Origin of the sequence: Pseudomonas canadensis (genome assembly GCF_000503215.1) — a bacterium.
Classification (GTDB): domain Bacteria; phylum Pseudomonadota; class Gammaproteobacteria; order Pseudomonadales; family Pseudomonadaceae; genus Aquipseudomonas; species Aquipseudomonas canadensis.
Map to the genome: position 1 here is coordinate 12,540 of NZ_AYTD01000013.1, position 23,174 is coordinate 35,713.

Genomic DNA, 23,174 nt, shown 5'->3' on the forward strand with positions numbered 1-23,174 from the left:
TCGCAGGCCCCTGTGGCAGAACGTCGCAGATTACGTGCACTTCCCAGGGTTGGTAGACTGGGCGCCCTCAAAGCCTGACGTATTGATCCAGAGCAATGCAGGCGTTTCACAGGATGCACGTTGATGAGTACCTTATTCACCCGCCGCAAAGTGCTGACCGGAATGGGCCTGCTGGGCCTGGGCAGCCTGCTGGGCGGCTGTGACTACAGCCCCAAGCTGAACTTCAAGTACGGCAAGGACCTGAGCGACAAGATCATGGGCCGTACCTTCAAGCTCAAGAACACCGACGGCGAAACCGTCACCTTGAGTTCGTTCCGTGGCCTGATGCCGGTGGTGTTCTTCGGTTTCACCCAATGCCCGGCGGTGTGCCCGACCACCCTGGCGCGCGCCGCGCAGGCCAAGAAGCTGATGGGCCGCGACGGCGAAATCATGCAGGTGGTGTTCATCACCCTAGACCCGGAACGCGACACCCCCGAGATTCTCGACAAGTACGTCAAAGCCTTCGATCCGAGCTTCGAGGCGCTGTACGGCACCCCGGAAGAAATCGCCGTGGCCGCCAAGGAATTCGGGATCTTTTATGAAAAGATCCCCGCCGGCGACACCTACACACTGTCCCACACCGCCACCAGCTTCGTGTTCGACACCCGTGGCAACCTGCGCCTGGGCCTGCAGGCATCCCTTACCGCTAAAGAGTGCGCAGAAGACCTGCTCACCGTCATGGAGGTCTGCTAATGACTGCCGTTCAACACCTCAAACGCACCCTCATCGGCCTGACCCTGCTGGGCCTTGCCGCCCACGCCAGCGCCCAGGTGGAAGTAACCGACGCCTGGGTACGCGCCACCGTGCCGGGCCAGCCGTCCAGCGGCGCGTTCATGACCGTCACCGCCGACAGCGACAGCCAACTGTTGAGCGTGGCCTCGCCGGTGGCCAAGGACGTGCAGATCCATGAAATGAGCATGAAGGACGACGTGATGCGCATGGGCCCGGTGAATTCGGTAGCCCTGCCCGCCGGCAAGGCCGTGTCCCTCGACCCTAACGGCTACCACGTGATGCTGATGGGCCTGACCGGCCAGATCAAGGAAGGCGACCAGGTGCCGCTGACCCTGACAGTGCAGAACGCCAAGGGCGAGCAGCAGGCGATTGAAGTGAAGGCACCGGCCCGTGGCGTGGACGGGATGGATCACAGCAAGATGCATTGATGGGGACTGTGGCTGACGGGTTCGGAAGGTTTGTCAGTTCTGTTGTGGTGAGCGAGCTTACTGTGGTGAGCGGGCTTGCCCCGCGCTGGGGCGCGAAGCGGCCCCAACCAAGAGCACTCAATTCCCTCTGACAGAACGCAGTGGATGGTTTTAGGGCTGCTTCGCAGCCCAGCGCGGGGCAAGCCCGCTCACCACACCAAACGAGCGTTTTATCGGCTTGGCGCGGGCGTCGGGTGGGGTGTATCGCTACGGATCAGGCCACCTGCCCTTGGCTGCGTCATCAGGTGAAAACTCTCGCTGAGCAACTCGACCGTGGCGCGAATGCTGTCGGTCTGACGCGGTACCGCGAACAACCCATAATTGACGCTTAACGCCGGGCTGCCGTTGGGCCCCAGTGCGATCACGCGCATGGTGTCCGGGCGGATATTTTCGGCAGGCAACAACGCGACGCCCAAGCCGCTTTCCACGGCAGCCATGATCACGCCGATATTCGGGCTGGTGACGGTGACACGGAAATCGCGGCCGGCAGTCAATAACGCGTCGAACATCAGGCGCCGCCACGCGCAAGGTTCGGCGTACACGATGACATCCAACGCCAACGCCGGGTCGATCTCGTCATCGATCCCGCACACCCAATACAACGGCATATTCCAGGTATGCACGGGGTCGGCGGCAAATACCGAGCTCACGCCAATGGCAACGTCGAGCAAACCATCGTGCCAGCGTTCAGCAAGTGCATCGCCGTGGTCCACGGTGATGTCCATGTGCACGTGGGGGCTGGCACGGCGTAAGCGGCCCAGGGCGGCTGGCAATGCTGAGACGGCGACGTCTTCCGACAGGCCGACGCGCACCGTGCCCATTACCGTACGCTCCTTCAAGCGTGTCGCCACTGTTTCGCCCAACGCCAGGATGCGTGTGGCATAGCTGAGCAACAGTTCGCCCTCAGTGGTCGGCACCACGCCACGCCCGGTGCGACGCAACAGGCGTTGCCCGAGCAATTCTTCCAGCCGGCGAATCTGCGCGCTCAGCGCCGATTGCGCCCTGCCCGCCTGGTGCGCGGCGCCACTGAGGCTGCCGTGATGACACACCGCAACAAAGGTGCGCAGCAAATAAGGTTCGAACGCGTCGGATATCATGTTTGGCATAACTCTGAATCAACCGCTATCAGCCTACCTTGATACCCATCGTATGACTACGCTGCTCAGCCTGTTCAATCAGTGAGTAGAAACATCATGGATAACCCCCAGAACCCGCGCGTCGTATTGGCCGCTCGCCCCGAAGGTCGCCCGAAAACCAGCGATTTCCGCCTTGAGTACGCACCGATCCCCGAGCCGAACGATGGACAGGTGCTGCTGGAAAACCTTTACCTGTCTCTCGACCCTTACATGCGCTGGCGCATGAGTGCAGCCAAATCGTATGCCGAGCCGGTGGGCATCGGTGAGGTGATGGTCGGCGGCACCGTGGCGCGTATCAAGCACTCACGTCACGTCGATTGGCACGCAGGCGATATCGTATTGGCCTACGCCGGCTGGCAGCGCTTCGCGTTGTCTGACGGACAAGACCTGCGCCGCCTGGACCCAAGCGTCGCACCGCTGACCACCGCCCTCGGCGTGCTGGGCATGCCGGGCTTCACGGCCTACGCCGGCCTGCTCAATATCGGCAGACCCAAACCCGGCGACACCGTAGTCGTCGCAGCCGCCAGCGGTGCAGTCGGTTCAGTGGTCGGCCAGATCGCCCGCCTGCACGGTGCTCGTGCCGTGGGCATTGCCGGGGGAGCGGATAAGTGCGCATTCGTGAAAGACGAACTCGGCTTTGATGCGGTCATTGACCATCACGCAGCGGACTTTGCCGAACAGCTGGCCATGGCGTGCCCCCAGGGTATCGACGTGTACTTTGAGAACGTCGCCGGACCTGTCTGGGATGCCGTGCGACCGCTGCTCAATGATTTTGCGCGTATACCCGTGTGCGGGCTGATCGCTCATTACAACGATGACGCCCTTCAAGAAGCAACGATGGACCGATTGCCTGCAACGATGCATGACATTCTCGCCAAGAGCCTGACCGTGCGTGGGTTTATCCAGACCGAGTTTGTCGATCAGCAGCAGGACAAATTCCTGCACGACGCCGCGCAGTGGATCGCCGAAGGCAAACTCAAATGGCGCGAGGACATTGTCGACGGACTGGCGCGGGCACCCGAAGCGTTCATCGGGCTGCTGGAAGGTCGCAATTTCGGCAAGTTGATCGTGCGCCTCAATCCACAATAAACAGCTTCGCCCCACTAGTCGTCGATGAGCGATGGCCTTCCATGTCATTGCCCACCTGGTAACTCATTCCGGCCGTCAGGGTGAACTGACGGCCGTCTTCCAATTTGGTGTGCAACTCGCCTTCAAGGCACAACAGAATGTGCCCTCTCCAGCACCAGTGATCCGCAAGGTAGCCGGGGGTATATTCGACCATGCGCACGCGGGTTGTGCCGAAGTGGCAGGTGCGCCATAACGCATTGCCGGTAATGCCTGGGTGAATGGCAGGTTCGACAGTAGACCAGTCGGTGGTGCCAAAAGGGACGGCAGTGAGTTCCATGGTGGGCTCGATGGTTATTTAGCGAGGCTTGAGGCTAATCATCTGGAGCAACGGGCGATAGGCACAGATCAAACGCTTTTCTGGGATACAGGTATCCTGCTCGCACCGCTCCCCTGGATTCGCTTATGCACATCGACCCCGCGTACATCCTTCACGAAACCGAACACTGGCTGCTCAACCACCACCTGGCCTCGGCGTTGCCCGGCTACCTGATGTTGGGCGCCAAGAGACCGATCCATTCCCTGGCCGACATGCCGGAAGCAGCGCTGGCCGAGTTGGGTGGGCTGCTGGCGAAAACCCAGCGAGTGGTAGAAGCGCAGCTCAAGCCGAAATGGCTGTACATCAGCCGCTATGGACACATGCCGGGATTCCCGCTGCATTTTCATTTCATACCGGTGTACGACTGGGTGGAGGAAGCATTCTGGCGGGATGATCGGTATCGCTTGCTGCAGGATTTTGGCTCGCAGCCCCCGACGCAAACGTTGACCGATGGCGCGGAGTTAACGCTGTTTGTGTGGCGTGAGTTTGGCGAGAGCCTCACACCACCGGTAATCCACGGAGCCTCGGTGGCGCAGGTCATCGAACGCCTACAGGCACGTTTTGATGATTGAAACAGTTCCACTGTAGGCGCTGGCTTGCCAGCGAAAATCGGCAACGATGACACTGGTGTTCTGGATGAGTGCGGCGTCCGTGATTTTTTCGCCGGCAAGCCGGCTCCTACAGGGGTTGGGTGTCAGGTCGTAAGGTGTTTAGTCATCGGGATACAGGCCAACTGCAACCCTGATGGTGAGTGATAGACCGCCTCCTCATCTCCCGCATACCCGTGCGCGCGGTAGAAATCCACTGCATTCAGCGTCGAATCCAGCACCAATGTGGGGATGCCCCGCTTATGCGCCTGGTCCTCTAGAAAATCCAGCATCGCCTTGCCATAGCCGCATCCGGTGTGATCCGGCAGGACGAACAGCGCGCCGACTTCATTGTTGTCCGGATCAAGCATTCCAGTGACGACCGCCTGACCCTCCACCCACCCCAGGTAAAACGGTTTATCCATCAGCGCGCTGTAACCATCTTCGGCCTTACCCCGCGTCCACAGCAGCATTTGCTCGCGCGTGTACGCGCCGATGCATTGGCCGCGAATGGCCTGCAAGCGGATGTCGAACGCCACCTGGGCGTGTTCTGGGGTAGCCCGTTTTATCTCCAGCATTTCACGCTCCTTCCATGAAATCATCGTGCCATTAGCACACTTGTGCTAATCGACCCCTCCCCCCTGCGGCGCTATATTCCCCGACACTTCCAGCGCTCCTTCGGCACCGTGCATCTCTTGCGCGTGGGCGCGTTGTGCGCTGGAAAAACCATAACAACCCCAAGGAAGAAGCACCATGAAACTGCAATCCTCTGTTACCCGCCTTACCCTGTTGGGTGCCCTGATCATCGGCGTGGCCGGCTGCAGCAACATCAAGCCTACCGAAGACCACCTCAAGACGCTGTCGGAAACCAACCTGGGTGAGCCGGTCAAGCGTATCTCCAATGTGCGCAGCGACTCGATGACCACCTACTACGTCGCCAGTGCCGCCTCCGGCGAATACAACTGCTCAGTGCCCAGCGGTGCCAGCGGCGGAGCGTTCGCGGTGGCGAGCTTTGGGCTGATGAAGCCTGCCGCCTACTGCCAGCCCAAAGGTGCACGCGGCAACCCCCTTCAGGGCTTCACCCAGTAACCGCCTCCTGGCTCAGGTCCCGCAGAACACCGCGCAGTTCAGCGGGGCGCACAGGCTTGGAGAGAATGGCGATCTGACGGTCGTGCAACGCGGCCTGGATTTTCTCCACATCGTGCCCGGTGAGGATCAGCGCCGGGACCGCCCAGCCACGTTGTTCGCGCAGGGCATCAATGCATTCGATACCGGTGGCGTGGTTACCCAGATCGTAGTCGGCGACGATGATGTCGCAATCACTCACCAGATCACGCCCCGAGGACGCCGCCTGCACCTCGCATCCCCAGCGCTCCAGCAGCGCCTGGGTGGCGAGCAACACGTTGTGGTCATCTTCCACCAGGCACACCTTCAACCCGGTGAGCAACCCGGCCTGGCGCGTGTCATCACGCGGAGCCGTTGCTCGCGGCGCGGTGGCCAGGGTGAGGCCATACAGGCTTACGGAAGTGCCATGACCCACTCGTGAACGCAGGCTCACTTGAACCCCCATCAACTGCCCCAAACGCCTGACGATGGACAGCCCGAGGCCCACGCCTTCGACGTCTTTGTCACGCAGGTGGCGTACCCGATAAAACTCCTCGAAGACCTTTGACAGATGCTCCTCGGCAATCCCTCGCCCCCGGTCATGAATCTCCACCGCCAAGCCGCCGTCGCGAATGCGCACGCCGATCAGCACCGGACGATGCGCGCCATATTTGAAACAATTGGACAGCACGTTCTGCACCATGGTCGCCAACAGCGCCGGGTCGACCAGCACCCAGTGCGCGCACGGCCGCAGGCGCAATTCCACCCCCGCCCAGCGCGCGGCCTCGGCGTTCTGGCGCACCAGGTCGGCAAGGAACTCGCCCAGGTGTACCGCCTGGTATTTAGGCAGCAGGCGGCCGTTGTCGAGGGTGTAGAGGTCGAGAATCGAGCGGAACAATTGCGACACGTTCAGCAGCGAACGGTCGATGTTATCCACCAGGCGCCGCTCTTCATCGCCCAGCCGGGCTTCGCGCAGGCACGCGGTGAACAGGCCGATGGAGTGGATGGGTTGGCGCAAATCATGGCTGGCCTGGGCGAGGAAACGGGATTTTTCCAGGTTGGCGGCGATGGCCTGCTCAGATGCCTTGCGCGTGCGCTCCAGCAGGATATGCGCGTACACCGGGATCACCGTGCTGGTGATCATCAGCATCAGCACCATGAAAGGTTGCGCCTGCCACACCGGTGTGAGGCGATACACGATCAGCAGCGCCAGCAACGCCAACGCCGTGGCAATCGCCAGGTATCGCGAGCCGTAGCGCATGCCATTGCCGAGGTTGACCCACACCATCACCGCATACAATGGCAAGGCCGCCTCGCCGCCGACCACCATACCGAACGAGGTGCCGGTGTAGTCGTGAAGCATGCCGAAGATCCGCCGTGCCGGATAATGCCCGGGCCAGCGCACAATCACCTGGCGCAAGACTATGGAGGCCAGCAGGAACAGGAAGATATACAGGATCACCGGCAGGTAGGTGTCCACCGACTGTCCGGGCAGGAAGCCCAGCGCGCCGATATACACAATGGCAATGCTGGCCACCACAATGCGCAGGTTGGCTTGATCGAGTTCGGAGTTGGTCTCAAGGCTCATGGGGTTACGTCCTTGTGCGGCAGTCATCAATTCCTTCACACACCCCAGGCAGGCCCAGGGCGCGGTGGTAAGGTAGCATGCAACTGCACAGCCTTGCCCCAGGAAGGAGCACTCCTATGACCGGTCGCATCATCATCGCCGACGATCACCCAATGTTTCGCGAGGCCATGTTGCGCACCGTACAGCGCATACTGCCGGACGCTTTGATGCAGGAAGCTGGCGACCTGGAAACGGTGCTCGCGCTGATCCGAGAAGGCGGCGAGGTCGATACCCTGATCCTCGACCTGCGCTTCCCCGGCCTGACCTGCATGAGCCAACTGGTCGACCTGCGCCAGCAACTGCGGCGCACCACGTTGATCGTGGTGTCGATGGTGGATGACCCGGCATTGATCGATCAGGTCATGGCCCTGGGCGCAGATGGCTTCATTGGCAAGAACATCGCCCCCGATGAGATCGGCCAGGCCCTGCTGGCCATCCGCGAAGGCGAAGTGCTGGTCAAGTTCGCCCCCTCCGGCCTGCTGCCGCTGGACACCCACACCCTCACCGCCCGCCAACAGGACGTGCTGCGCCTGATCGCCCAAGGCAAGACCAACAAGGAAATCGCCAAGGCCCTGGATATCTCGCCGTTTACCGTGCGCATCCATGTGTCGTCGTTGTTGCGCACGCTGGATGTGCCGTCGCGGGCGGCGGCAGCGGTGAAGTATTCCGGGGAGTTTTAGTGGTAAGCGGGTTCACCAAAGACGCTGCTTGCCAGTCGCTTGGTCAGCCCTGCATCCGATATTTATGCTCACTTCCCAGCTTAATAATATTTTATTTATAACCCCCCTCCCCCTAGCCTTGAAGTCATGCCAACGCTGAATCCAACTGCATTACGCAAGGACAGAGACATGACTCAAGCAATAACAAAAACAGACACGCTGGTGGTAGGCGCCGGCCAAGCTGGCGTGGCCATGAGCGAGCATCTGAGCAAGCAAGGGGTGCCCCACTTGGTGCTGGAGCGCAGCCGTATCGCCGAGCGCTGGCGCACCGGGCGTTGGGATTCGCTGGTGGCCAATGGGCCGGCCTGGCATGACCGCTTTCCGGGGCTGGAATTCGACACGGTCGCTCCGGATGGATTTGCGCCGAAAGAGCATGTGGCGGATTACTTTGAAGCCTATGCCCGCAAGTTCAATGCGCCGATCCGTACCGGCGTGGATGTGCTGTCCGTGGTGCGTAATGTCGGCCGCCCAGGCTTTACCGTGCACACCAGCGAAGGCGTGATCGAGGCCAACCGTGTGGTCGCCGCCACCGGGCCGTTCCAAAAACCAGTGATTCCGGCCATCGCGCCGAAAGACAGCGCGCTGCACCAGATCCACTCCGCCGACTACCGCAACCCCGCGCAATTGCCGGCCGGTGCGGTGCTGGTGGTGGGCGCGGGTTCCTCCGGCGTGCAGATCGCCGATGAATTGCAGCGCTCCGGACGCCAGGTGTATCTCTCGGTCGGTGCCCACGACCGCCCGCCCCGCGCCTATCGCAATCGCGACTTCTGCTGGTGGCTGGGGGTGCTGGGCGAGTGGGACCAGGCGGCCATGAAACCCGGCCGTGAGCACGTGACCATCGCGGTCAGCGGCGCACACGGCGGCAAGACCATCGACTTCCGTGAGCTGGCCCAGCAAGGCATGACCCTGGTCGGCCTCACGCAAGCCTTCAACGGCAGTGTCGCCAGCTTCCAGCCGAACCTGGTGGAAAACCTGGCACGCGGCGATGAAAACTACCTGGCCCTGTTGGACGCAGCCGACGCCTATATCGAGCGTAACGGCGTCGATCTGCCGCTGGAGCCCGAAGCCCGTCGCGTATTCCCTGACGCCGACTGCATCAAGCACCCGATCCTGGAACTGGACCTGGCCCAGGCCGGTGTCACCTCGATCATCTGGGCCACCGGGTTTGCCGTGGACTACAGCTGGCTGAAGGTCGCCGCCTTCGACGAAGCCGGCAAGCCCCAGCACCAGCGCGGCGTGTCCAGCGAAGCCGGGATCTACTTCCTCGGCTTGCCATGGCAATCGCGTCGGGGTTCATCGTTTATCTGGGGCGTCTGGCATGACGCCAAGTATGTGGCCGACCACATCGCCATCCAGCGTCAATACCTTGAATACCGCGAAGCCGCCCCGGTGGTTCGTCCCTCCCCTGTCAGCGCCTGATCCCTTTATTGCCGGAGTTTTTGATGCCTACTCACACTCGCATCCGCATGTTCAACACCAAGGAAACCTACCCTAATCAGAGCCTGGACAACGACCTGTGCCAGGCCGTACGTGCCGGCAATACCGTGTACGTGCGCGGCCAGGTGGGCACGGATTTCGAAGGTAACCTGATTGGCCTTGGCGACCCGCGCGCCCAGGCTGAGCAAGCGATGAAAAACGTCAAGCAACTGCTGGAAGAGGCCGGTTCCGACCTGTCGCATATCGTCAAGACCACCACCTACCTGATCGACCCGCGCTACCGCGAGCCGGTGTATCAGGAAGTCGGCAAATGGCTCAAGGGCGTGTTCCCGATTTCCACCGGGCTGGTCGTATCGGCGCTCGGTCAGCCGCAGTGGTTGATGGAAATCGATGTGATCGCCGTTATTCCAGAGTAAGGAGCCGCACATGACCTTTTCAATCGTCGGCCGTTGTGCCGAAACCGGCCAGCTGGGCATTGCCATCAGCTCATCGAGCATTGCCGTAGGTGCCCGTTGCCCGTGGCTGCGGCCCGGCGTGGGCGCGGTGTCGACCCAGAACATCACCCTCCCGGCCCTGGGCCCGGACGTGCTGGACCTGTTGGAGCAAGGCCTCGCACCCGCCGATGCGGTCGACAAGGCGCTGACGCGCAACGGTTACAGCCAGTACCGGCAACTGACGGCGATTGATCACCTGGGCCGCAGCGTGCATTTCAGCGGCAGCGAAACCCTCGGCACCCATAACGCCGTGTCGGGCGAACAATGTGTGGCGGCGGGCAACATGCTCGCCGACCGCACGGTGATCGAGGCGATGATCACGGCCTTCGAGCAAGGTGAAGGCCAGTTGGCGGACCGGTTGCTAGCGGCGATGCATGCCGCCATCGCCGCCGGTGGCGAAGCCGGCCCGGTGCACTCCGCCGCGCTGGTGGTGGTGGGCGAACTGACCTGGCCGATCATCAACCTGCGCGTGGATTGGGCCGATGAACAACCGATCCTTGAATTGCAAAAGCTCTGGGAGGCCTATCGCCCGCAATTGCAGGACTACATCGACCGCGCCCTTGCCCCGGACCGCTCCCCTGGCTACGGCGTGGCCGGAGACGACCGATGAGCACCAGCCGCGAACTGCTGCAGGCGCTGGTGGGGTTTGACACCACCAGCCGCGAATCCAACCTGCAACTGATCGAGTTTGTACGCGATTACCTGGCCGGTTTCGGGGTATCCAGCGAGTTGGTCTACAACGAAGATCACAGCAAGGCCAATTTGTTTGCCAGCGTGGGTCCGGTTGAGTTGCCGGGGATCGTGCTGTCGGGGCACACCGATGTGGTACCGGTGGACGGCCAGCCCTGGACCGTACCGCCGTTCGAGCTGACCGAACGCGACGGCAAGCTGTTCGGGCGCGGCACCGCCGACATGAAGGGTTATATCGCCTGCGTGTTGGCACTGGTGCCGGCGTTGGTCGCGGCGCCGTTGCGGATGCCGGTGCACATCGCACTGTCCTATGACGAAGAAGTCGGTTGCCTGGGCGTGCGTTCGTTACTCAAGGTGCTTGAAGAACGGCCAGTGAAACCCATGCTGTGCATCATCGGCGAACCGACCGAACTCAAGCCGGTGCTCGGCCACAAGGGCAAGTTGGCGATGCGCTGCGACGTGCACGGCGAGGCATGCCATTCGGCCTACGCACCGTATGGCGTGAATGCGATTGAGCATGCTGCCGAGCTGATTGGTGAGCTGGGACGGATTGGCCAGCGGCTGCGGGAGACCCAGGATGCGCGGTTTGATCCGCCGTTCAGCACGGTGCAAACCGGTGTGATCAGCGGTGGCAAGGCCCTGAATATCGTCCCGGCGGATTGCCGGTTCGATTTTGAAGTGCGTGCGTTGCCGTCGCAGGACCCCGCCGAAGTGGCTGAAGAACTGAAGGCCTACGCCGAGCAGCAGGTGTTGCCGCGCATGCAGGCGGTGAGTGCGCAGAGTGCGATTCACTTTACTGAGTTGTCGGCCTACCCAGGCTTGGTCACCGATGAGCGCAGCCAGGCGGCGGAGTTGATCGCGGCGTTTTCCGGCTCGCGGGCGTTCGGCACGGTGGCGTTTGGCACTGAAGGTGGGTTGTTTGACGCCGTGGGCGTTCCCACGGTGGTGTGCGGACCGGGGAGCATGGACCAGGGGCATAAGCCGGATGAGTTTGTCAGCCTGGAGCAACTGGCGGGGTGTGACGCTATGCTGGGGCGGATGCTGGACTCGATTCGCGCCTGAACACTTCATGCAAATCCCTGTGGCCTTGTTTTTGTGGTGAGTGGGCTTGCCCCGTGCGAGGCAAGCTCGCTCACTACAAAAGCTCGGTTCCTACGGCCGGAGCCCTAGGCGAGGAGTCGGGCGAGTTCTTCGCGGCAGTAATCGACAAACAGTTGCACCGGCTTGGTCAACGGCGCGCGGCGAAGCCAGACTGCCGACAAGCCTGAACCGGTCACCGTTTCTGCCAACGGCACACACAACACTTTCTGGCCATCGTAGGTGTATTCGGTAAACGGCTTGGTCACCAGGATGGAAAACCCGAACCCCCGCCCCACCATCCCCCGCACCATCTCGATGGACGGCGAGCTGAACACGATATTCGGCGTCAGCCCGCGCTCTTCAAAGATGCTCACGAAGTAGGTGCGACTCGGCAGCACATCCAGCAAGATCATCGGTTCCAGCACCAGGTCCGCCAGTGAGACCTTGGCCTGCTGCGCGAAACGATGATCCGCCGGCAACAGCGCATAGGGCTGCTGCGGCGGCATCAATGGCGTGGTTTCGATGGTCGTGCCCAGGTCATGTTCGAACAGCATCGCCACGTCGATACTGCCCGCCGTCAACGCCTGCACCAGTTCCTGCTGCTCGCCATCACGAATGCGGATCTCCACCCCCGGCCAACGCGCCTTGAAGCCGGCGATCAAGCGGGGCAGGTAAAGCGGCGCCACGGTTTCAAAGCAGCCGATATCGATTTGCCCCGCCACCACGTCATTGTCCGCGAGGGCGTTCTGCTCGAACTCATGGGCTACGCGCAGCAGTTCCAGGGCCTTGCGATAGAAGCGTGCGCCGCTGGGCGTCAGCGACACCCCCTGGGCGTGATGACGGATAAACAGCTGCACGCCAAAGCTGTCTTCCAACTGCTTGATCGCCGTGGACACCGACGGCTGCGCGATGTACAGCTTGCGCGAGGCCTCGGCGACGCTGCCGCATTCGGCCGTGGTGACGAAATATCTGAGTTGGCGCAGGTTGTACGCAGCCATCGGGACCTCCAGAAACGTGGGACTTCGCCCGCTAAACAGGTGTAGGCAACATACCGGAGCGCGGCACGGCTGCGAGCTATATTTTTTAAGGTCTATAGCAACAAACTTACTAATTTACCTCCCTGCGCCCATTGCAGATCATCACTCCAACAACAAAGCGCCGCGCACGTGGCGCACAGCGAAGTACGTCAACGTACTCACCTTGCCTTGGAGTTCGTCATGGTCACCACTGCAACATCCTCCGCCCCGCTTATCGAAAAACACACGATTGGATACGTGCCTCCGGAAGATCGCCATGGAAAGGTAAGAGACCTGTTCACCTTGTGGTTCGGCGGCAACATTGCGCCGCTGCCGATCGTCACGGGTGCGCTGGGTGTGCAACTGTTCCACCTCAACCTCCTCTGGGGCATCGTCGCCATCCTCGTCGGCCACCTGGTCGGCGGCGTGCTGATGGCGCTGCACTCAGCCCAGGGCCCGCAAATGGGCATCCCGCAAATGATCCAGAGCCGCGCCCAGTTCGGCTCCCTCGGCGCCTTGCTGGTGGTGGTGATCGCCGGCGTGATGTACATCGGTTTCTTCGCCTCCAACATCGTACTTGCGGGTAAATCCCTGCACGGCGTAGTCGACGCGGTGCCCGTGCCGGTGGGCATCGTGATCGGCGCCATTGGTTCCGGGATCATCGGCATCATCGGCTACCGCTTCATCCACGTGCTCAACCGCATCGGCACTTGGGTGTTGGGCGCCGGGATCGTGCTGGGGTTTGGCTATATTTTTACTCACGTGCAAACCACCGACTTCCTGACCCGCGGTGAATTCAACATCTCCGGTTGGCTGGCAACCGTGTCCCTGGCGGCGCTGTGGCAAATCGCATTCGCCCCTTATGTGTCCGACTACTCCCGCTACCTGCCGGCAGACGTGCCGGTCGCATCCACCTTCTGGACCACCTACCTCGGCTCGGCCCTGGGCTCCAGCCTGTCGTTCATCTTCGGCGCCGTCGCCGTCCTCGCCACGCCAGTCGGCATGGACACCATGGACGCGGTCAAACTCGCCACCGGCGCGATCGGCCCATTGATGCTGGTGCTGTTCCTGCTCAGCGTGATCAGCCACAACGCCCTCAACCTGTACGGTGCCGTACTGTCGATCATCACCCTGGTGCAGACCTTTGCCTACCGCTGGATTCCAACGGCCAAAAGCCGCGCGGTGATCTCGATCCTGGTGCTGGCGGCCTGTGCGATTGCCGCGGTGTTTGCCTCCAAGGACTTCATCGGCCACTTCGTCGACATGGTGCTGGTGCTACTGGTGGTACTGGTGCCGTGGACGGCGATCAACCTGATCGACTTCTACGCGATCCATAAGGGCAAATACGACATTGCCTCGATCTTCCGCGTGGATGGCGGGATTTACGGGCGGTACAACCCACAGGCGCTGTTGGCGTATGCGGTCGGCATTGTGGTGCAGATTCCATTTATGAATACGCCGCTGTATGTGGGGCCGATTTCGGAACACATCAACGGGGCGGACTTGTCCTGGGTGGTTGGGTTGGTGGTGACGTCGCCGTTGTATTTCTGGTTGGCGAGCCGGGACAGTGCGTATAAGCGCCGGATGGAGGGGGGGAAGCTGGTGGGCGGGGTTTGATACATTCGCCGCCTGCAACTTGAGCAATCAGAAACCCCGCCTTGGCGGGTTTTCTAATTTTTGGATAGCTCGTCAGATGCTTTTTTATGGCAAACCGGCTTGTTGTGGTGAGCGGGCTTGCCCCGCTCACCACAGAAAGCTCACTCACCACAACAAGCCCATTCAGGTCTTTAGGGAGTGCTCTACAGGGGGTTTTGTGTTGCTGGGGTCGATGTTTGTCTATCATGTGGCCTCTCGCTCAACGCCTCAGGAAACGTCCATGCCCGCCCTCACCTTCCGCAACGCCGTAGCCGCCGACGCCGCCCGTTGCTTTGACATCGAGATCAGCGCCTACGAAGGCGACGAAGCCGCGACCCTGGAAAAGATCGCCACGCGCATTGCGCAGTACCCGCAAGGCTTTTTGATTCTGGAGGCCGAGGGCCAAACCGTGGGTTTCATCAACTGCGGTTGCGCTTATGACGTGGTGATGTCGGACGAGGCGTTCAAGGAGTTGGTGGGCCATTCGGCCGAGGCGCCGAATGTGGTGATCATGTCGGTGGTGGTCGACCCGGCGCATCAGGGTAAGGGCTATTCCAAGGCGTTGATGACAGAGTTTGTGCAGCGCATGCGCACCATGGGCAAGCAGGCGATTCACTTGATGTGCAAAAAACATCACGTGCCGTTGTACGAGCGCATGGGCTATGACTATGTGCGACCTTCGCCGTCGGATCACGGTGGCATGGCGTGGCATGAAATGGTCATGGCGCTCTAGAGATGAACGCAGCGCATGTTGAAATCAGCGACCAACCAACCCCCGATGCCGAGCGTATTCTCGTTCGGTGAAGTGCCCTGCAAACCTGAGGGTAGCAGCCGGGTATTTCTGCCTATGCAGTTGTGAGAGACAGCGCTTTGCCAAACAAGCGGTTCTGATGGGTTTCGCCCTGGAAGCTATACGTCGGCGAACCGAGTAACACGTAGCCACGTTTTGGATAAACTCCCAGGGTCCGTTCATTCCCCACCCACACGGTCGCCCACAACAATGAAGCGCCCCCTTGCGCCGCCCGCTCCTCGGCCGCCGTCAACAGTCGATAGCCGATGCCCAGGCCAGTGAAGCGCTCTTGGAGGTACAGGCGTTGCAGTTCAGCAACATCGGGCGCTGAGATCACCGCGTGTTCAGCACGCCACTTGATTTGGGCGAAACCGACAAGGTGGCCGTTGGTTTCGGCAACGAAGGGATATCTAACCGCCTACTCAAGCGGCTGATTTAAGCCACCGCCCGAGAGGAAGCGCCCCCTGTCGTCCAACGCCAGGGCATTGGACGATGTAAGCTCCCTTTACTCAGCGAGCCTCATCGCCATGGAGCATCTGCGTCATTTCACCCAACCCGTTGAAAACCTCTCCCCTTCACCCGACTATCTGAGCCAGGCACAAAGCATGGGACTCAAGGCCAGCCAGACCCTGGCCGCCAACCTGATCAACACACTGTCAGTGGCATTAGGCCCAACCCCGCCGCGCTCGCTGCATGAGCTGCGCGTCACCATTCCCGAAGACTCACTACTCAGCAGTTGGCTGGCCGTGTACTGGAAAGCGATCAATCAACCGGCCTTTCTGGATTGGGCAGATGCTCTTGACCTGGACCTGCCAACGTTGTTTCTGCAAGGCACCCGTTTACAAGCGAGGAAACAGGCGCCCTACCACGCGCCGTTGCACACCTTCACACTGGCTGATGATTCGGGATGGCGGGAAGTGGCGTACCCGATCCTGGCGATCACCCAAGTCATCGACACCGGCAACGTTGGCATGCCCTATCTGGGCAACCGTTTCGAGATCGAGGACCGCACATTGCCCTTGAAACTGGCCCTTGCCTTCCATGGCTACCCGCTGCCCGACAACAGCTTGCAGGTGCAGGTGATTGTCGATGAGCTACACGCGCTCAACGGTTTTCCTGGCATTGATGACAGCGGCCACAGCAAGTCGGTCATTCATAGCGAGCTGAAGAACCAGCAATTGGACTACCAGCAGTTGATTCGCGTACTGGAGGAAACCCGCAACGGCGACCAAGATTTTGATTGGCTCCAGGTGTACCGCAAACACATCGCCTTGCGCTCTGACTCGCTGCTGGCCCATACCATGAAATACGCGACCCGACTGCTGGGTGCGCTTATCGGGAAACTGGGCCTCGACAGGGATGCCGAAAAAACCGCCAGCTACTATTACGATTACGAAATGCGCGCGCTGTGCATCCTCCCGCCCAGCCGTCAGAACAACACTCGTTATATTCCGCCCTCGGATACACCTCGGTGGCAAGAGTTGGAGCGACTGGCCGCCACACTCCAGAGCAATGTGTACCAGGATGAGACATTCAGCGTGGCCTCCTTGTTGTCCGTCTACGGTATCGAACGCCCTGCCAGCGGAGGCGATTTGACGCAACTGCTGGCGTTGTTACGCCAATGGTCGCCACCTGTCGTGCCCTACATCAGTGAATGGGCACGCTCCTTCTCTGCGGTCTATGCCCATCGCTACTACCTGGGCCTGCTAAATGATCGTTACCACATGCAGGTCGCGCTGCAACAAACCGCTTTAGGTAAACAAGCGGCGGATAGAATCGAGCTCAACCGGATCGTCGACATGGACCCGGATGTCTTCGGGCCTGGGCTGGAAAAGGCCCGTCAATTGCTGGTGAAGCTGACAGAGCACCCGGATTTCATCGCCCTGCGCGATGCTAAAGGCATTGACCCGGGAAGCCATGTGTTACTCACCGTTGCGCATATGGGCGCCCGGGGGCTGGACGGGCAGTGGAAGCAACTCAGTGCTGAAGTACTGGAGAACGAGCGCCTGCGAGCGCTGCTACCGCCGCTGCTGATTGCCGTCCGAAACAACGGAGGCGAATTGCGCAGTAATGGCGAGGTCTCCCTCAAGCAGGCGCTCGCGCTCTGTGACGTCGAAGCCCCCAGCAACGCGGGTGAAGCACTTAAGACCGCTCGCCTGCTGGCAATCCCTTTGACCATCAAACCTCAGTCCAGCCAGTACTGGGGAGCACTGACCCTGGCGCAACCTTCACGCTGGACCTTGTCGCGGCCCCAAAACCAGCTGATCCTCGATATCAGTCGGCGCACCCTTCCGCAGACGTACTCCCACCTGTTTACCTACCTTAGCGAACCGATCCTGAAAGACAGGCCTGTGCACGACGTGCGCGCCGAAGCAGACTTTTTGCTGTCTCACCTACTGCATTCCACCCGCGCCCTGGCGCTCGGCGAAGAGTTGTCAAACCAGGTCGATTGGCATGGGCGCGACGCCGGTGAAACCACCACCCGTGCCAGCCGTAAGGCATTGGTGCTGGCCGCGCTGATACTGAGCCTGGACCCTGCATTGAATGCACCCCAGGGTTCGATCAACGTGTTCGACCTGACGGACAGCTACCTATGGGGGGAGTCCCTTGCGTTCGTCCGCGAAATCATCGAAGCCAGCCTGACGGCGCTTTCACGCCCAACAGCAGCCCTGGCCGCACACGTGCTGCTGTCCAACAAATCGCCGGAGTTCCTGATTCGAAATATTCCAGAAGCATTGCCCTTCATGACCTCCCAAGCCTGGGTGCTGTTCAAACACTACGTCATGTACACCGAGCAGGAATTGTCGGGCTCGTCGCGTCAACTGAGCTACGACGACTTAATGACCCTCGCCCACATGCCGGCGTCAGCCAGATGGACACGATTTCTCAACCATAACAATGTAACCGCGCCGATTGTTGATTGGGCGGTCGCCAACGGCGTGTTGGCAAAGGGCGAGACTTACACCGCCATTGAGACCAACGACGCCATAAAGGCGCTCAACGAACAACGCGAGCGCCTGAAAAATGCGCTGGAGACCTTCTCTTCAGCGTTCACTTCGCTTCACGAGACAGCGCTTCAAGACCTGCAACGGGTCTACCCGCAACAGACAGAGCTGCAAGCACCCATCCTGGAATCGCCGCCGGATACAAAGCAGTACACCCTGGTTGAACTGCACATGGCAGGTGAGCTGAAAGCTCAGGCCAAGCGTTGGCGCACGTCCGAAGGCAGCCTCGACTACCCGGAAGTGGCGAAGAACTTCCACCAACTGAACAACATCAACGCCCGATTTGGCAACGCCTTCACCCGTAGGCTGGATCAATTGCAGGTGGCGTATGTGGAGACCGTCACTCACTGGCTGTCACATTTGTCACTGCCAAGACGCGAAGCACTGGAGTATGGACAGGTTGAGTGCTTCAGCCTCAGCAAGGCAGCCACTCATGGCCGGTTTGCAACACTGGTTTATGTCCAGTACTTCAGCGACCGGTATTTCTATGAATTTTTCCCCCTGCACCATGTCATCCTGCCGCGACGCGACCTTGAATACGCCAACGTCATCCAGGCGACTGCCGAGGGCAACACGCCCAGGCCCCATGCGTGGAAGCGATTCAACTGGCCCGCCTATGCAGAAGGCCGTGCGCCCGATAAATCTGCGCTCCCGTCGCTGCAACCCGAAGTGATCATCCGCAAACTCGACCTCACCCTGCCCATGCCCCAATGGCGCAACCCGGATGAGCGCAGGCCCCGCGCGCCGCAGACATTCAACTCCGCACGCTCCAGCGCTTTGGCGACGCTGATCGTCCAGCGCCAACTGCTGCTGGGCAGTGCGGCGCTGCGCGAGCGTGCGGCCAACCCGCTCACGCTTGAACAGGCGGCTGGCGGGTACGACCCGTGGACAGCGTATATCAATCGCCTGGTGCCCAATGGCGACCGCGCGGCGTTGCTGGTCTGACAAGCATGGCGATGGGGCGCCGGGCTGTGTAATGATCGCCGCTCGACGTCGCTCAGGATGGAACCCTCTTCATGTTGCCGAACGCCATCACTCACCCTTTGGATTCGCCCCGCTTCTGGCGCGACGAGCGCCTGCCCTTCGTTGAAGCGCGCACCATCGCCGATGGGCGCAAGGTGACCTATAGCCGTCACGCGCATGAGCATTTCTCCATCGGAGTAGTCACCACCGGACGCAGCTATTACCACTACGGCGCCGAAACGTTTGAGATCAGCGCCGGCACGGTGGTGTTGATGAACCCTGGCGACGTACACGCCTGCAACCCCATCGCCAATGAGCCGTGGTCCTACCAGATGCTGTACATCGACACGCCCTGGCTGACCGACTTGCAGCACCAGTTGGGGTTCGGCACGGACCAGGGTTACCGCCCATTCAACACGCCCTACACCCGGGACACGGTGCTCTACGATGGCCTGTTGGAGTTGTACGGGATACTGGCGGATGAACAGGCCGAACACCTGCAAAAACAGAGCGCGCTGGTGAGTTACTTCACTGAAGTTCAACAGCGCCTCAACCCCTCCGGCACGCCGGTGCGTGAGGTCAACCACAAGCTGGAACGCGCCGCCGACTACATCCGCGAACACTGCACCGACGCCCTCAAACTGGAAGATATCTGTGTAGCAGCCGAGCTTTCACCGTCCTACCTGATCCGTGCATTCAAGCAGTATTACGGCCTGACGCCCCATGCATTCCTGGTCAACCAGCGTATCCAGTTTGCCCGCGCGCAATTGCGCCAGGGGGAACTGATCGCCGATGTCGCGCTGGCCGCAGGCTTTGCCGACCAGGCGCACTTCCAGCGCACCTTCAAGCAGCATTTTGCTGCCACACCGGGGCAGTACCGCGACCGGCTCAAGCCATCAATAAATAACCCACACTGGCCACCAGCAACGCGGCCATCGAGCGGTTGAACACGCGAACGCCCTGAGGGTTGCCGAGGTAGCGGCGCAGGAATGTACCAGCGTAGGCCCAGCACGCCACCGACAGGTAGCAGATCACCAGATAGAGCGCCGCAAACAGCCAGACCTGTGCGGCATCGCCATCCGCCACAAACAAGCCCATCCCGGCCACGCAGGCCAGCCACGCCTTGGGGTTGAGCCATTGCATGATCGCCCCATAGACCATCGACGGCGCCGTTGCGGCGCCCTCGGCATCCAGCCGGCCATCGTCCGCGGCCAGTTTCCAGGCCATGTACAGCAGGAAGGCCACCCCGCCCCACTGGATCAACTGGGTCAAAATCGGCCAGCGCACCAGCACCTCATGCAAGCCCAGCCCAATCAACACCAGCAACAGCGTGAAGCCGACGGCAGCACCGAACACATGCTTCTGGCTGGCGACAAAACCGAAGCGAGCCCCCGAACTCAGCGCCACCACATTCACCGGACCCGGCGTGATGGACGTGGCCAGGGCGAAGGCAGCCATGGAAATAATCAAGCTCATTGCAACTCCTTTTTGTTCGAAACCGTGATGGTGTGGCCACGGTAAACGGCGAGTCAGATCGCGGTATTGAACAAAATGACCCTCGTCGGATTAGCCACTCGACGGAAAAAGCCCGCCTGCAGCTGCGCTGGCAACCACGCTCGACCAGCAACACGCTGATCGATTGTGCCAATGGCCTGATCACCCACAAGGTCGTTTAGATGCTTTTATTCCATTGATATAACTGCATTTTTTTCTTTCGAAAGGCCGGTTTTGATAGGCAAAAATGCGTATTTGCCGTGTAGGAGCCGATGCTAGAGTTCAGCCCCTACTCATCGCAAAGAAGGAACCGCTATGTCACGTCGCCTGTTAGCAGTTGCCTGCCTGATGCTGTCTTTTTCTGCGGCTCAAGCCGCTGAACGCTGGGAAACCCTGCCGCCGACTCCCGCCGCCGTGACGGGCGCGAAAACCGGCTACGCTGCCGTCAACGGCATCAAGGTCTACTACACCCGCACCGGTCATGGCTCACCCGTGGTGCTGCTGCATGGCGGTTTGTCCAACTCCGATTACTGGGGCAACCAGGTCAAGGCGCTGGCGGCCAAGCACACGGTGATCAGTATCGACAGCCGTGGCCACGGGCGCAGTTCGCGGGATGACAAACCTTACGGTTATGACCTGATGGCCGACGATGTGGTGGCCGTGCTCGACCACCTGAAGATCCCCCGCGCCGATATCGTCGGCTGGAGCGACGGCGCCATCATCGGCATCGACCTGGCCCTGCGTCACCCGGACCGTATCGGCAAAGTATTCGCCTTCGCCGCCAACACCCAGACCTCGGGTGTGAAGGACGCCGTGGAAAAAAATCCGACCTTCGCCGCCTTTATCGAACGTGCTGGCAAGGAGTACGCCAAACTGTCGCCGACGCCTAAAGAGTACGACGCGTTTGTCGAGCAGATCAGCCATATGTGGGCCAGCCAGCCGAACTGGACCGACGCCCAACTGCAGAGCATCAAGACGCCGATCCTGATTGCCGACGGCGACCATGACGAAGCAATCAAGCGCGAACACACCGAGTACATGGCAGCGACCATTCCAAGTGCTGGCCTGTTGATCCTGCCGAACACCAGCCACTTTGCGTTCCTGCAGGACCCGGCGTTGTTCAATGCGGCCGTACTGGGCTTCCTTGACAGCAAATAGACGCTGTACCCGCCGGCGCGCAGTGTTGATCACCGATCATGAACCTGGCGGTAAAGGCTTCGTTGTCCACGGACAGCCCGGTGTACCTCAACCGTTGATCAACGAAAAATGCGCGCCGACTCCGGCGCGCACGCCCTCCGCCACGGCCAGCGCTACGGATCCGGCGGCGAGGGACGCATCGCCACAGGCAAACACGCCAGGCATGGATGTCTGGCGCATGTCATTGGTGTGCAGGTAAGCACCGGTGGGGCCGTCGTCAAACTCACAGCCAAGTTGCGCGGCCAAAGGGCTGATTTGGGTGCGAGACATCGTAAAGATGCCGTCGAGGCTGAACACTCGGCCATCGTCCAGCTGCAGGTCGGCTCGCTCGCCGAAGATGCGCCGTACCGCGCCGCTTTCCACGCTGACGCCACGCCGATCCAACTGCGCCTGTTGTTCGGCATCCGGGGTGAACACGCCTTGGGTGAACAACGTGGTGGTGCCCCAGTCCGGCAGCATCAGTGCGTGGTGCATGGCCAGGGGTGAAGTTGCCAACACACCGATGCGGCCTTTGTCCAGCTCGTAGCCGTGGCAGTAAGGGCAATGGAAAACGTGCTTGCCCCACCGCTGTTCGAGGCCTTCGATGGCGGGCAACGTGTCCACCACCCCAGTGGCCAGGATCAGGCGTTTGGCGTGAAAGGTACCGTTGCATTCGCTGCGAACGGCAAACCCTTGTGATTCTGCACTCGCCTCAATCACGCTGTCTTGCACCCAAGTGACCGTCGGGTACTGCATCAACTGGCTGCGGCCTTGAGCAACGATGGCCTCCGGAGCCTGGCCATCCTGGCCGAGGAAACCGTGAGACGTTGCCGCAAAACGGTTGCGCCGTTGCCCCGCATCAACCACCAGCACCTGGCGTCGCGCCCTTGCCAGTTGCAAGCCCGCTGACAGACCGGCATAGCTGCCGCCCACGATAATGACGTCGTACATCATGATGGTGATCCCTGCTTTATGCATTCGGTTGTCCGAATGCTTTCACGACACACCATATGTTACGTGAAAATACTGCGTCAAGACTCTCGCAACTTTTTAGGTTACGAACGATACTTTGGTCCGAATCACCCTGAGGTTTATTGATGAGAAATGACACCCGACTGTCGCGCATGCTCCACGTACTTATCCACATGGGTCGCCATGAAGAGCGCGCAACCTCGGAGACTATCGCGCAAATGCTCGGCACCAACCCGGTAGTGGTGCGGCGCACACTCGGGCTGCTCAGGGAAAAAGGGTATGTACGCTCGGAGAAAGGTCACCAGGGCGGCTGGAGCCTGGGTAAGCCCCTGAGTGAGATCACCTTGCTGGAGATTCACAACGCCCTGGGCACGCCGTCGATATTTGCCATCGGCCTGTCGACCGACCACCCGCAATGCCTGGTGGAACAGGCGGTGAACGCAGCGCTGACCGATGCCTTTGACCAGGCTCAGTCGTTGTTGCTGGCGCGGCTGGGGGATGTAACGCTGGAACAATTGGCGAATGACTTTGACCAGCGCTATCGCATCGCCATGGCGCGTTGACCGG

At 60.7% G+C, this 23,174-nt stretch carries 23 protein-coding genes and 1 pseudogene; 16 read left to right on the top strand and 8 right to left on the bottom strand.

The annotated features are described in order from the left end of the window. Window positions 1-123: 123 nt before the first annotated feature. Window positions 124-732: an SCO family protein gene (locus U367_RS0108705; RefSeq protein ID WP_016976099.1), complete on the top strand. Its 609-nt coding sequence runs from the start codon at window positions 124-126 to the stop codon at window positions 730-732. Further along, a complete protein-coding gene (locus U367_RS0108710; protein ID WP_028616601.1) occupies window positions 732-1,199 on the top strand; it encodes a copper chaperone PCu(A)C in 468 nt (155 codons plus the stop codon). The genes U367_RS0108705 and U367_RS0108710 overlap by 1 nt, the downstream gene beginning before the upstream one ends. Before the next feature lie 209 nt (window positions 1,200-1,408). Here U367_RS0108710 and U367_RS0108715 read toward each other — a convergent pair whose 3' ends face one another. After that, window positions 1,409-2,344, bottom strand: coding sequence for a LysR family transcriptional regulator (locus U367_RS0108715; RefSeq protein WP_028616602.1), 936 nt, complete (start codon window positions 2,342-2,344; stop codon window positions 1,409-1,411). 87 nt (window positions 2,345-2,431) lie between these two features. Here U367_RS0108715 and U367_RS0108720 point away from each other — a divergent pair, with 87 nt between their 5' ends. Next, entirely contained in the window at window positions 2,432-3,463 is a 1,032-nt protein-coding gene (locus tag U367_RS0108720; protein ID WP_028616603.1) for an NADP-dependent oxidoreductase, read from the top strand. Here the strand turns inward: U367_RS0108720 and U367_RS0108725 are convergent. Next, on the bottom strand, window positions 3,450-3,779 hold the full coding sequence (locus U367_RS0108725) for a DHCW motif cupin fold protein (RefSeq protein ID WP_028616604.1): 330 nt from the start codon (window positions 3,777-3,779) through the stop codon (window positions 3,450-3,452). The genes U367_RS0108720 and U367_RS0108725 overlap by 14 nt on opposite strands. A gap of 125 nt (window positions 3,780-3,904) precedes the next feature. Here U367_RS0108725 and U367_RS0108730 point away from each other — a divergent pair, with 125 nt between their 5' ends. Further along, window positions 3,905-4,390: an HIT family protein gene (locus U367_RS0108730; protein ID WP_028616605.1), complete on the top strand. Its 486-nt coding sequence runs from the start codon at window positions 3,905-3,907 to the stop codon at window positions 4,388-4,390. A 122-nt stretch (window positions 4,391-4,512) separates the two neighbouring features. Here the strand turns inward: U367_RS0108730 and U367_RS0108735 are convergent, their stop codons facing one another. Next, a complete protein-coding gene (locus tag U367_RS0108735) occupies window positions 4,513-4,983 on the bottom strand; it encodes a GNAT family N-acetyltransferase (protein ID WP_028616606.1) in 471 nt (156 codons plus the stop codon). A gap of 175 nt (window positions 4,984-5,158) precedes the next feature. On the opposite strand from U367_RS0108735, the gene U367_RS0108740 reads away from it, so the two are divergent. Further along, on the top strand, window positions 5,159-5,494 hold the full coding sequence (locus tag U367_RS0108740; protein ID WP_028616607.1) for a hypothetical protein: 336 nt from the start codon (window positions 5,159-5,161) through the stop codon (window positions 5,492-5,494). On the opposite strand, the gene U367_RS0108745 is transcribed toward U367_RS0108740, so the two are convergent. Continuing rightward, window positions 5,484-7,097 (bottom strand): ATP-binding response regulator, encoded by a 1,614-nt coding sequence (locus U367_RS0108745; RefSeq protein ID WP_028616608.1) that lies wholly within the window; start codon window positions 7,095-7,097, stop codon window positions 5,484-5,486. The genes U367_RS0108740 and U367_RS0108745 overlap by 11 nt on opposite strands. Window positions 7,098-7,213: 116 nt before the next feature. Here U367_RS0108745 and U367_RS0108750 point away from each other — a divergent pair, with 116 nt between their 5' ends. From U367_RS0108750 to argE, 5 genes are all read left to right on the top strand, one after another. Then, entirely contained in the window at window positions 7,214-7,816 is a 603-nt protein-coding gene (locus tag U367_RS0108750) for a LuxR C-terminal-related transcriptional regulator (RefSeq protein WP_028616609.1), read from the top strand. A 126-nt stretch (window positions 7,817-7,942) separates the two neighbouring features. Further along, window positions 7,943-9,274 carry a flavin-containing monooxygenase gene (locus U367_RS0108755; protein WP_372514689.1) on the top strand — a complete coding sequence of 444 codons (1,332 nt, stop codon included), beginning with the start codon at window positions 7,943-7,945 and terminating at the stop codon, window positions 9,272-9,274. Between the two features lie 23 nt (window positions 9,275-9,297). Then, window positions 9,298-9,708 carry a RidA family protein gene (locus tag U367_RS0108760; RefSeq protein ID WP_016969085.1) on the top strand — a complete coding sequence of 137 codons (411 nt, stop codon included), beginning with the start codon at window positions 9,298-9,300 and terminating at the stop codon, window positions 9,706-9,708. A gap of 10 nt (window positions 9,709-9,718) precedes the next feature. Further along, window positions 9,719-10,396 carry a DUF1028 domain-containing protein gene (locus tag U367_RS0108765; protein ID WP_028616611.1) on the top strand — a complete coding sequence of 226 codons (678 nt, stop codon included), beginning with the start codon at window positions 9,719-9,721 and terminating at the stop codon, window positions 10,394-10,396. After that, window positions 10,393-11,538: an acetylornithine deacetylase gene (gene argE, locus U367_RS0108770; RefSeq protein WP_028616612.1), complete on the top strand. Its 1,146-nt coding sequence runs from the start codon at window positions 10,393-10,395 to the stop codon at window positions 11,536-11,538. Before U367_RS0108765 ends, argE begins: the two co-directional genes overlap by 4 nt. Window positions 11,539-11,642: 104 nt before the next feature. On the opposite strand, the gene U367_RS0108775 is transcribed toward argE, so the two are convergent. Beyond that, a complete protein-coding gene (locus U367_RS0108775; protein WP_028616613.1) occupies window positions 11,643-12,554 on the bottom strand; it encodes a LysR substrate-binding domain-containing protein in 912 nt (303 codons plus the stop codon). A gap of 219 nt (window positions 12,555-12,773) precedes the next feature. On the opposite strand from U367_RS0108775, the gene U367_RS0108780 reads away from it, so the two are divergent. Next, window positions 12,774-14,189 carry a purine-cytosine permease family protein gene (locus tag U367_RS0108780; RefSeq protein ID WP_028616614.1) on the top strand — a complete coding sequence of 472 codons (1,416 nt, stop codon included), beginning with the start codon at window positions 12,774-12,776 and terminating at the stop codon, window positions 14,187-14,189. Window positions 14,190-14,448: 259 nt separating this feature from the next. Next, a complete protein-coding gene (locus tag U367_RS0108785) occupies window positions 14,449-14,940 on the top strand; it encodes a GNAT family N-acetyltransferase (RefSeq protein WP_028616615.1) in 492 nt (163 codons plus the stop codon). Between the two features lie 112 nt (window positions 14,941-15,052). Here U367_RS0108785 and U367_RS1000000130755 read toward each other — a convergent pair. Further along, window positions 15,053-15,397 (bottom strand): annotated as a pseudogene (locus U367_RS1000000130755) (GNAT family N-acetyltransferase); the annotation flags it as partial. A gap of 127 nt (window positions 15,398-15,524) precedes the next feature. Between U367_RS1000000130755 and U367_RS01000000129965 the strand changes: the two are divergent. Next, on the top strand, window positions 15,525-18,947 hold the full coding sequence (locus U367_RS01000000129965; protein ID WP_073860008.1) for a hypothetical protein: 3,423 nt from the start codon (window positions 15,525-15,527) through the stop codon (window positions 18,945-18,947). Between the two features lie 71 nt (window positions 18,948-19,018). Further along, window positions 19,019-19,912 (top strand): AraC family transcriptional regulator, encoded by an 894-nt coding sequence (locus tag U367_RS0108800; RefSeq protein WP_028616616.1) that lies wholly within the window; start codon window positions 19,019-19,021, stop codon window positions 19,910-19,912. Here U367_RS0108800 and U367_RS0108805 read toward each other — a convergent pair. Further along, window positions 19,854-20,441, bottom strand: coding sequence for a LysE family translocator (locus U367_RS0108805; protein ID WP_028616617.1), 588 nt, complete (start codon window positions 20,439-20,441; stop codon window positions 19,854-19,856). The genes U367_RS0108800 and U367_RS0108805 overlap by 59 nt on opposite strands. Window positions 20,442-20,774: 333 nt before the next feature. Here U367_RS0108805 and U367_RS0108815 point away from each other — a divergent pair, with 333 nt between their 5' ends. After that, a complete protein-coding gene (locus U367_RS0108815) occupies window positions 20,775-21,617 on the top strand; it encodes an alpha/beta fold hydrolase (RefSeq protein ID WP_028616619.1) in 843 nt (280 codons plus the stop codon). Window positions 21,618-21,704: 87 nt separating this feature from the next. Here U367_RS0108815 and U367_RS0108820 read toward each other — a convergent pair whose 3' ends face one another. Beyond that, window positions 21,705-22,589 (bottom strand): NAD(P)/FAD-dependent oxidoreductase, encoded by an 885-nt coding sequence (locus tag U367_RS0108820; RefSeq protein ID WP_028616620.1) that lies wholly within the window; start codon window positions 22,587-22,589, stop codon window positions 21,705-21,707. A gap of 143 nt (window positions 22,590-22,732) precedes the next feature. On the opposite strand from U367_RS0108820, the gene U367_RS0108825 reads away from it, so the two are divergent. Next, complete coding sequence (locus tag U367_RS0108825) at window positions 22,733-23,170, top strand: Rrf2 family transcriptional regulator (RefSeq protein ID WP_028616621.1); 438 nt, start codon at window positions 22,733-22,735, stop codon at window positions 23,168-23,170. Window positions 23,171-23,174 lie beyond the last annotated feature (4 nt).

Excerpts from the sequence above, each read along its gene's own strand:
- U367_RS0108785 (WP_028616615.1), top strand. The coding sequence starts at position 14,449 with ATGCCCGCCCTCACCTTCCGCAACGCCGTAGCCGCCGACGCCGCCCGT.
- U367_RS0108750 (WP_028616609.1), top strand. The coding sequence starts at position 7,214 with ATGACCGGTCGCATCATCATCGCCGACGATCACCCAATGTTTCGCGAG.
- U367_RS0108820 (WP_028616620.1), bottom strand. The coding sequence starts at position 22,589 with ATGATGTACGACGTCATTATCGTGGGCGGCAGCTATGCCGGTCTGTCA.
- U367_RS0108825 (WP_028616621.1), top strand. The coding sequence starts at position 22,733 with ATGAGAAATGACACCCGACTGTCGCGCATGCTCCACGTACTTATCCAC.
- argE (WP_028616612.1), top strand. The coding sequence starts at position 10,393 with ATGAGCACCAGCCGCGAACTGCTGCAGGCGCTGGTGGGGTTTGACACC.
- U367_RS0108800 (WP_028616616.1), top strand. The coding sequence starts at position 19,019 with ATGTTGCCGAACGCCATCACTCACCCTTTGGATTCGCCCCGCTTCTGG.
- U367_RS0108740 (WP_028616607.1), top strand. The coding sequence starts at position 5,159 with ATGAAACTGCAATCCTCTGTTACCCGCCTTACCCTGTTGGGTGCCCTG.
- U367_RS0108760 (WP_016969085.1), top strand. The coding sequence starts at position 9,298 with ATGCCTACTCACACTCGCATCCGCATGTTCAACACCAAGGAAACCTAC.
- U367_RS0108815 (WP_028616619.1), top strand. The coding sequence starts at position 20,775 with ATGTCACGTCGCCTGTTAGCAGTTGCCTGCCTGATGCTGTCTTTTTCT.
- U367_RS0108805 (WP_028616617.1), bottom strand. The coding sequence starts at position 20,441 with ATGAGCTTGATTATTTCCATGGCTGCCTTCGCCCTGGCCACGTCCATC.
- U367_RS0108780 (WP_028616614.1), top strand. The coding sequence starts at position 12,774 with ATGGTCACCACTGCAACATCCTCCGCCCCGCTTATCGAAAAACACACG.
- U367_RS0108730 (WP_028616605.1), top strand. The coding sequence starts at position 3,905 with ATGCACATCGACCCCGCGTACATCCTTCACGAAACCGAACACTGGCTG.
- U367_RS0108725 (WP_028616604.1), bottom strand. The coding sequence starts at position 3,779 with ATGGAACTCACTGCCGTCCCTTTTGGCACCACCGACTGGTCTACTGTC.
- U367_RS0108715 (WP_028616602.1), bottom strand. The coding sequence starts at position 2,344 with ATGCCAAACATGATATCCGACGCGTTCGAACCTTATTTGCTGCGCACC.
- U367_RS0108720 (WP_028616603.1), top strand. The coding sequence starts at position 2,432 with ATGGATAACCCCCAGAACCCGCGCGTCGTATTGGCCGCTCGCCCCGAA.
- U367_RS0108755 (WP_372514689.1), top strand. The coding sequence starts at position 7,943 with ATGCCAACGCTGAATCCAACTGCATTACGCAAGGACAGAGACATGACT.
- U367_RS0108710 (WP_028616601.1), top strand. The coding sequence starts at position 732 with ATGACTGCCGTTCAACACCTCAAACGCACCCTCATCGGCCTGACCCTG.
- U367_RS0108745 (WP_028616608.1), bottom strand. The coding sequence starts at position 7,097 with ATGAGCCTTGAGACCAACTCCGAACTCGATCAAGCCAACCTGCGCATT.
- U367_RS0108735 (WP_028616606.1), bottom strand. The coding sequence starts at position 4,983 with ATGCTGGAGATAAAACGGGCTACCCCAGAACACGCCCAGGTGGCGTTC.
- U367_RS01000000129965 (WP_073860008.1), top strand. The coding sequence starts at position 15,525 with ATGGAGCATCTGCGTCATTTCACCCAACCCGTTGAAAACCTCTCCCCT.
- U367_RS0108765 (WP_028616611.1), top strand. The coding sequence starts at position 9,719 with ATGACCTTTTCAATCGTCGGCCGTTGTGCCGAAACCGGCCAGCTGGGC.
- U367_RS0108705 (WP_016976099.1), top strand. The coding sequence starts at position 124 with ATGAGTACCTTATTCACCCGCCGCAAAGTGCTGACCGGAATGGGCCTG.
- U367_RS0108775 (WP_028616613.1), bottom strand. The coding sequence starts at position 12,554 with ATGGCTGCGTACAACCTGCGCCAACTCAGATATTTCGTCACCACGGCC.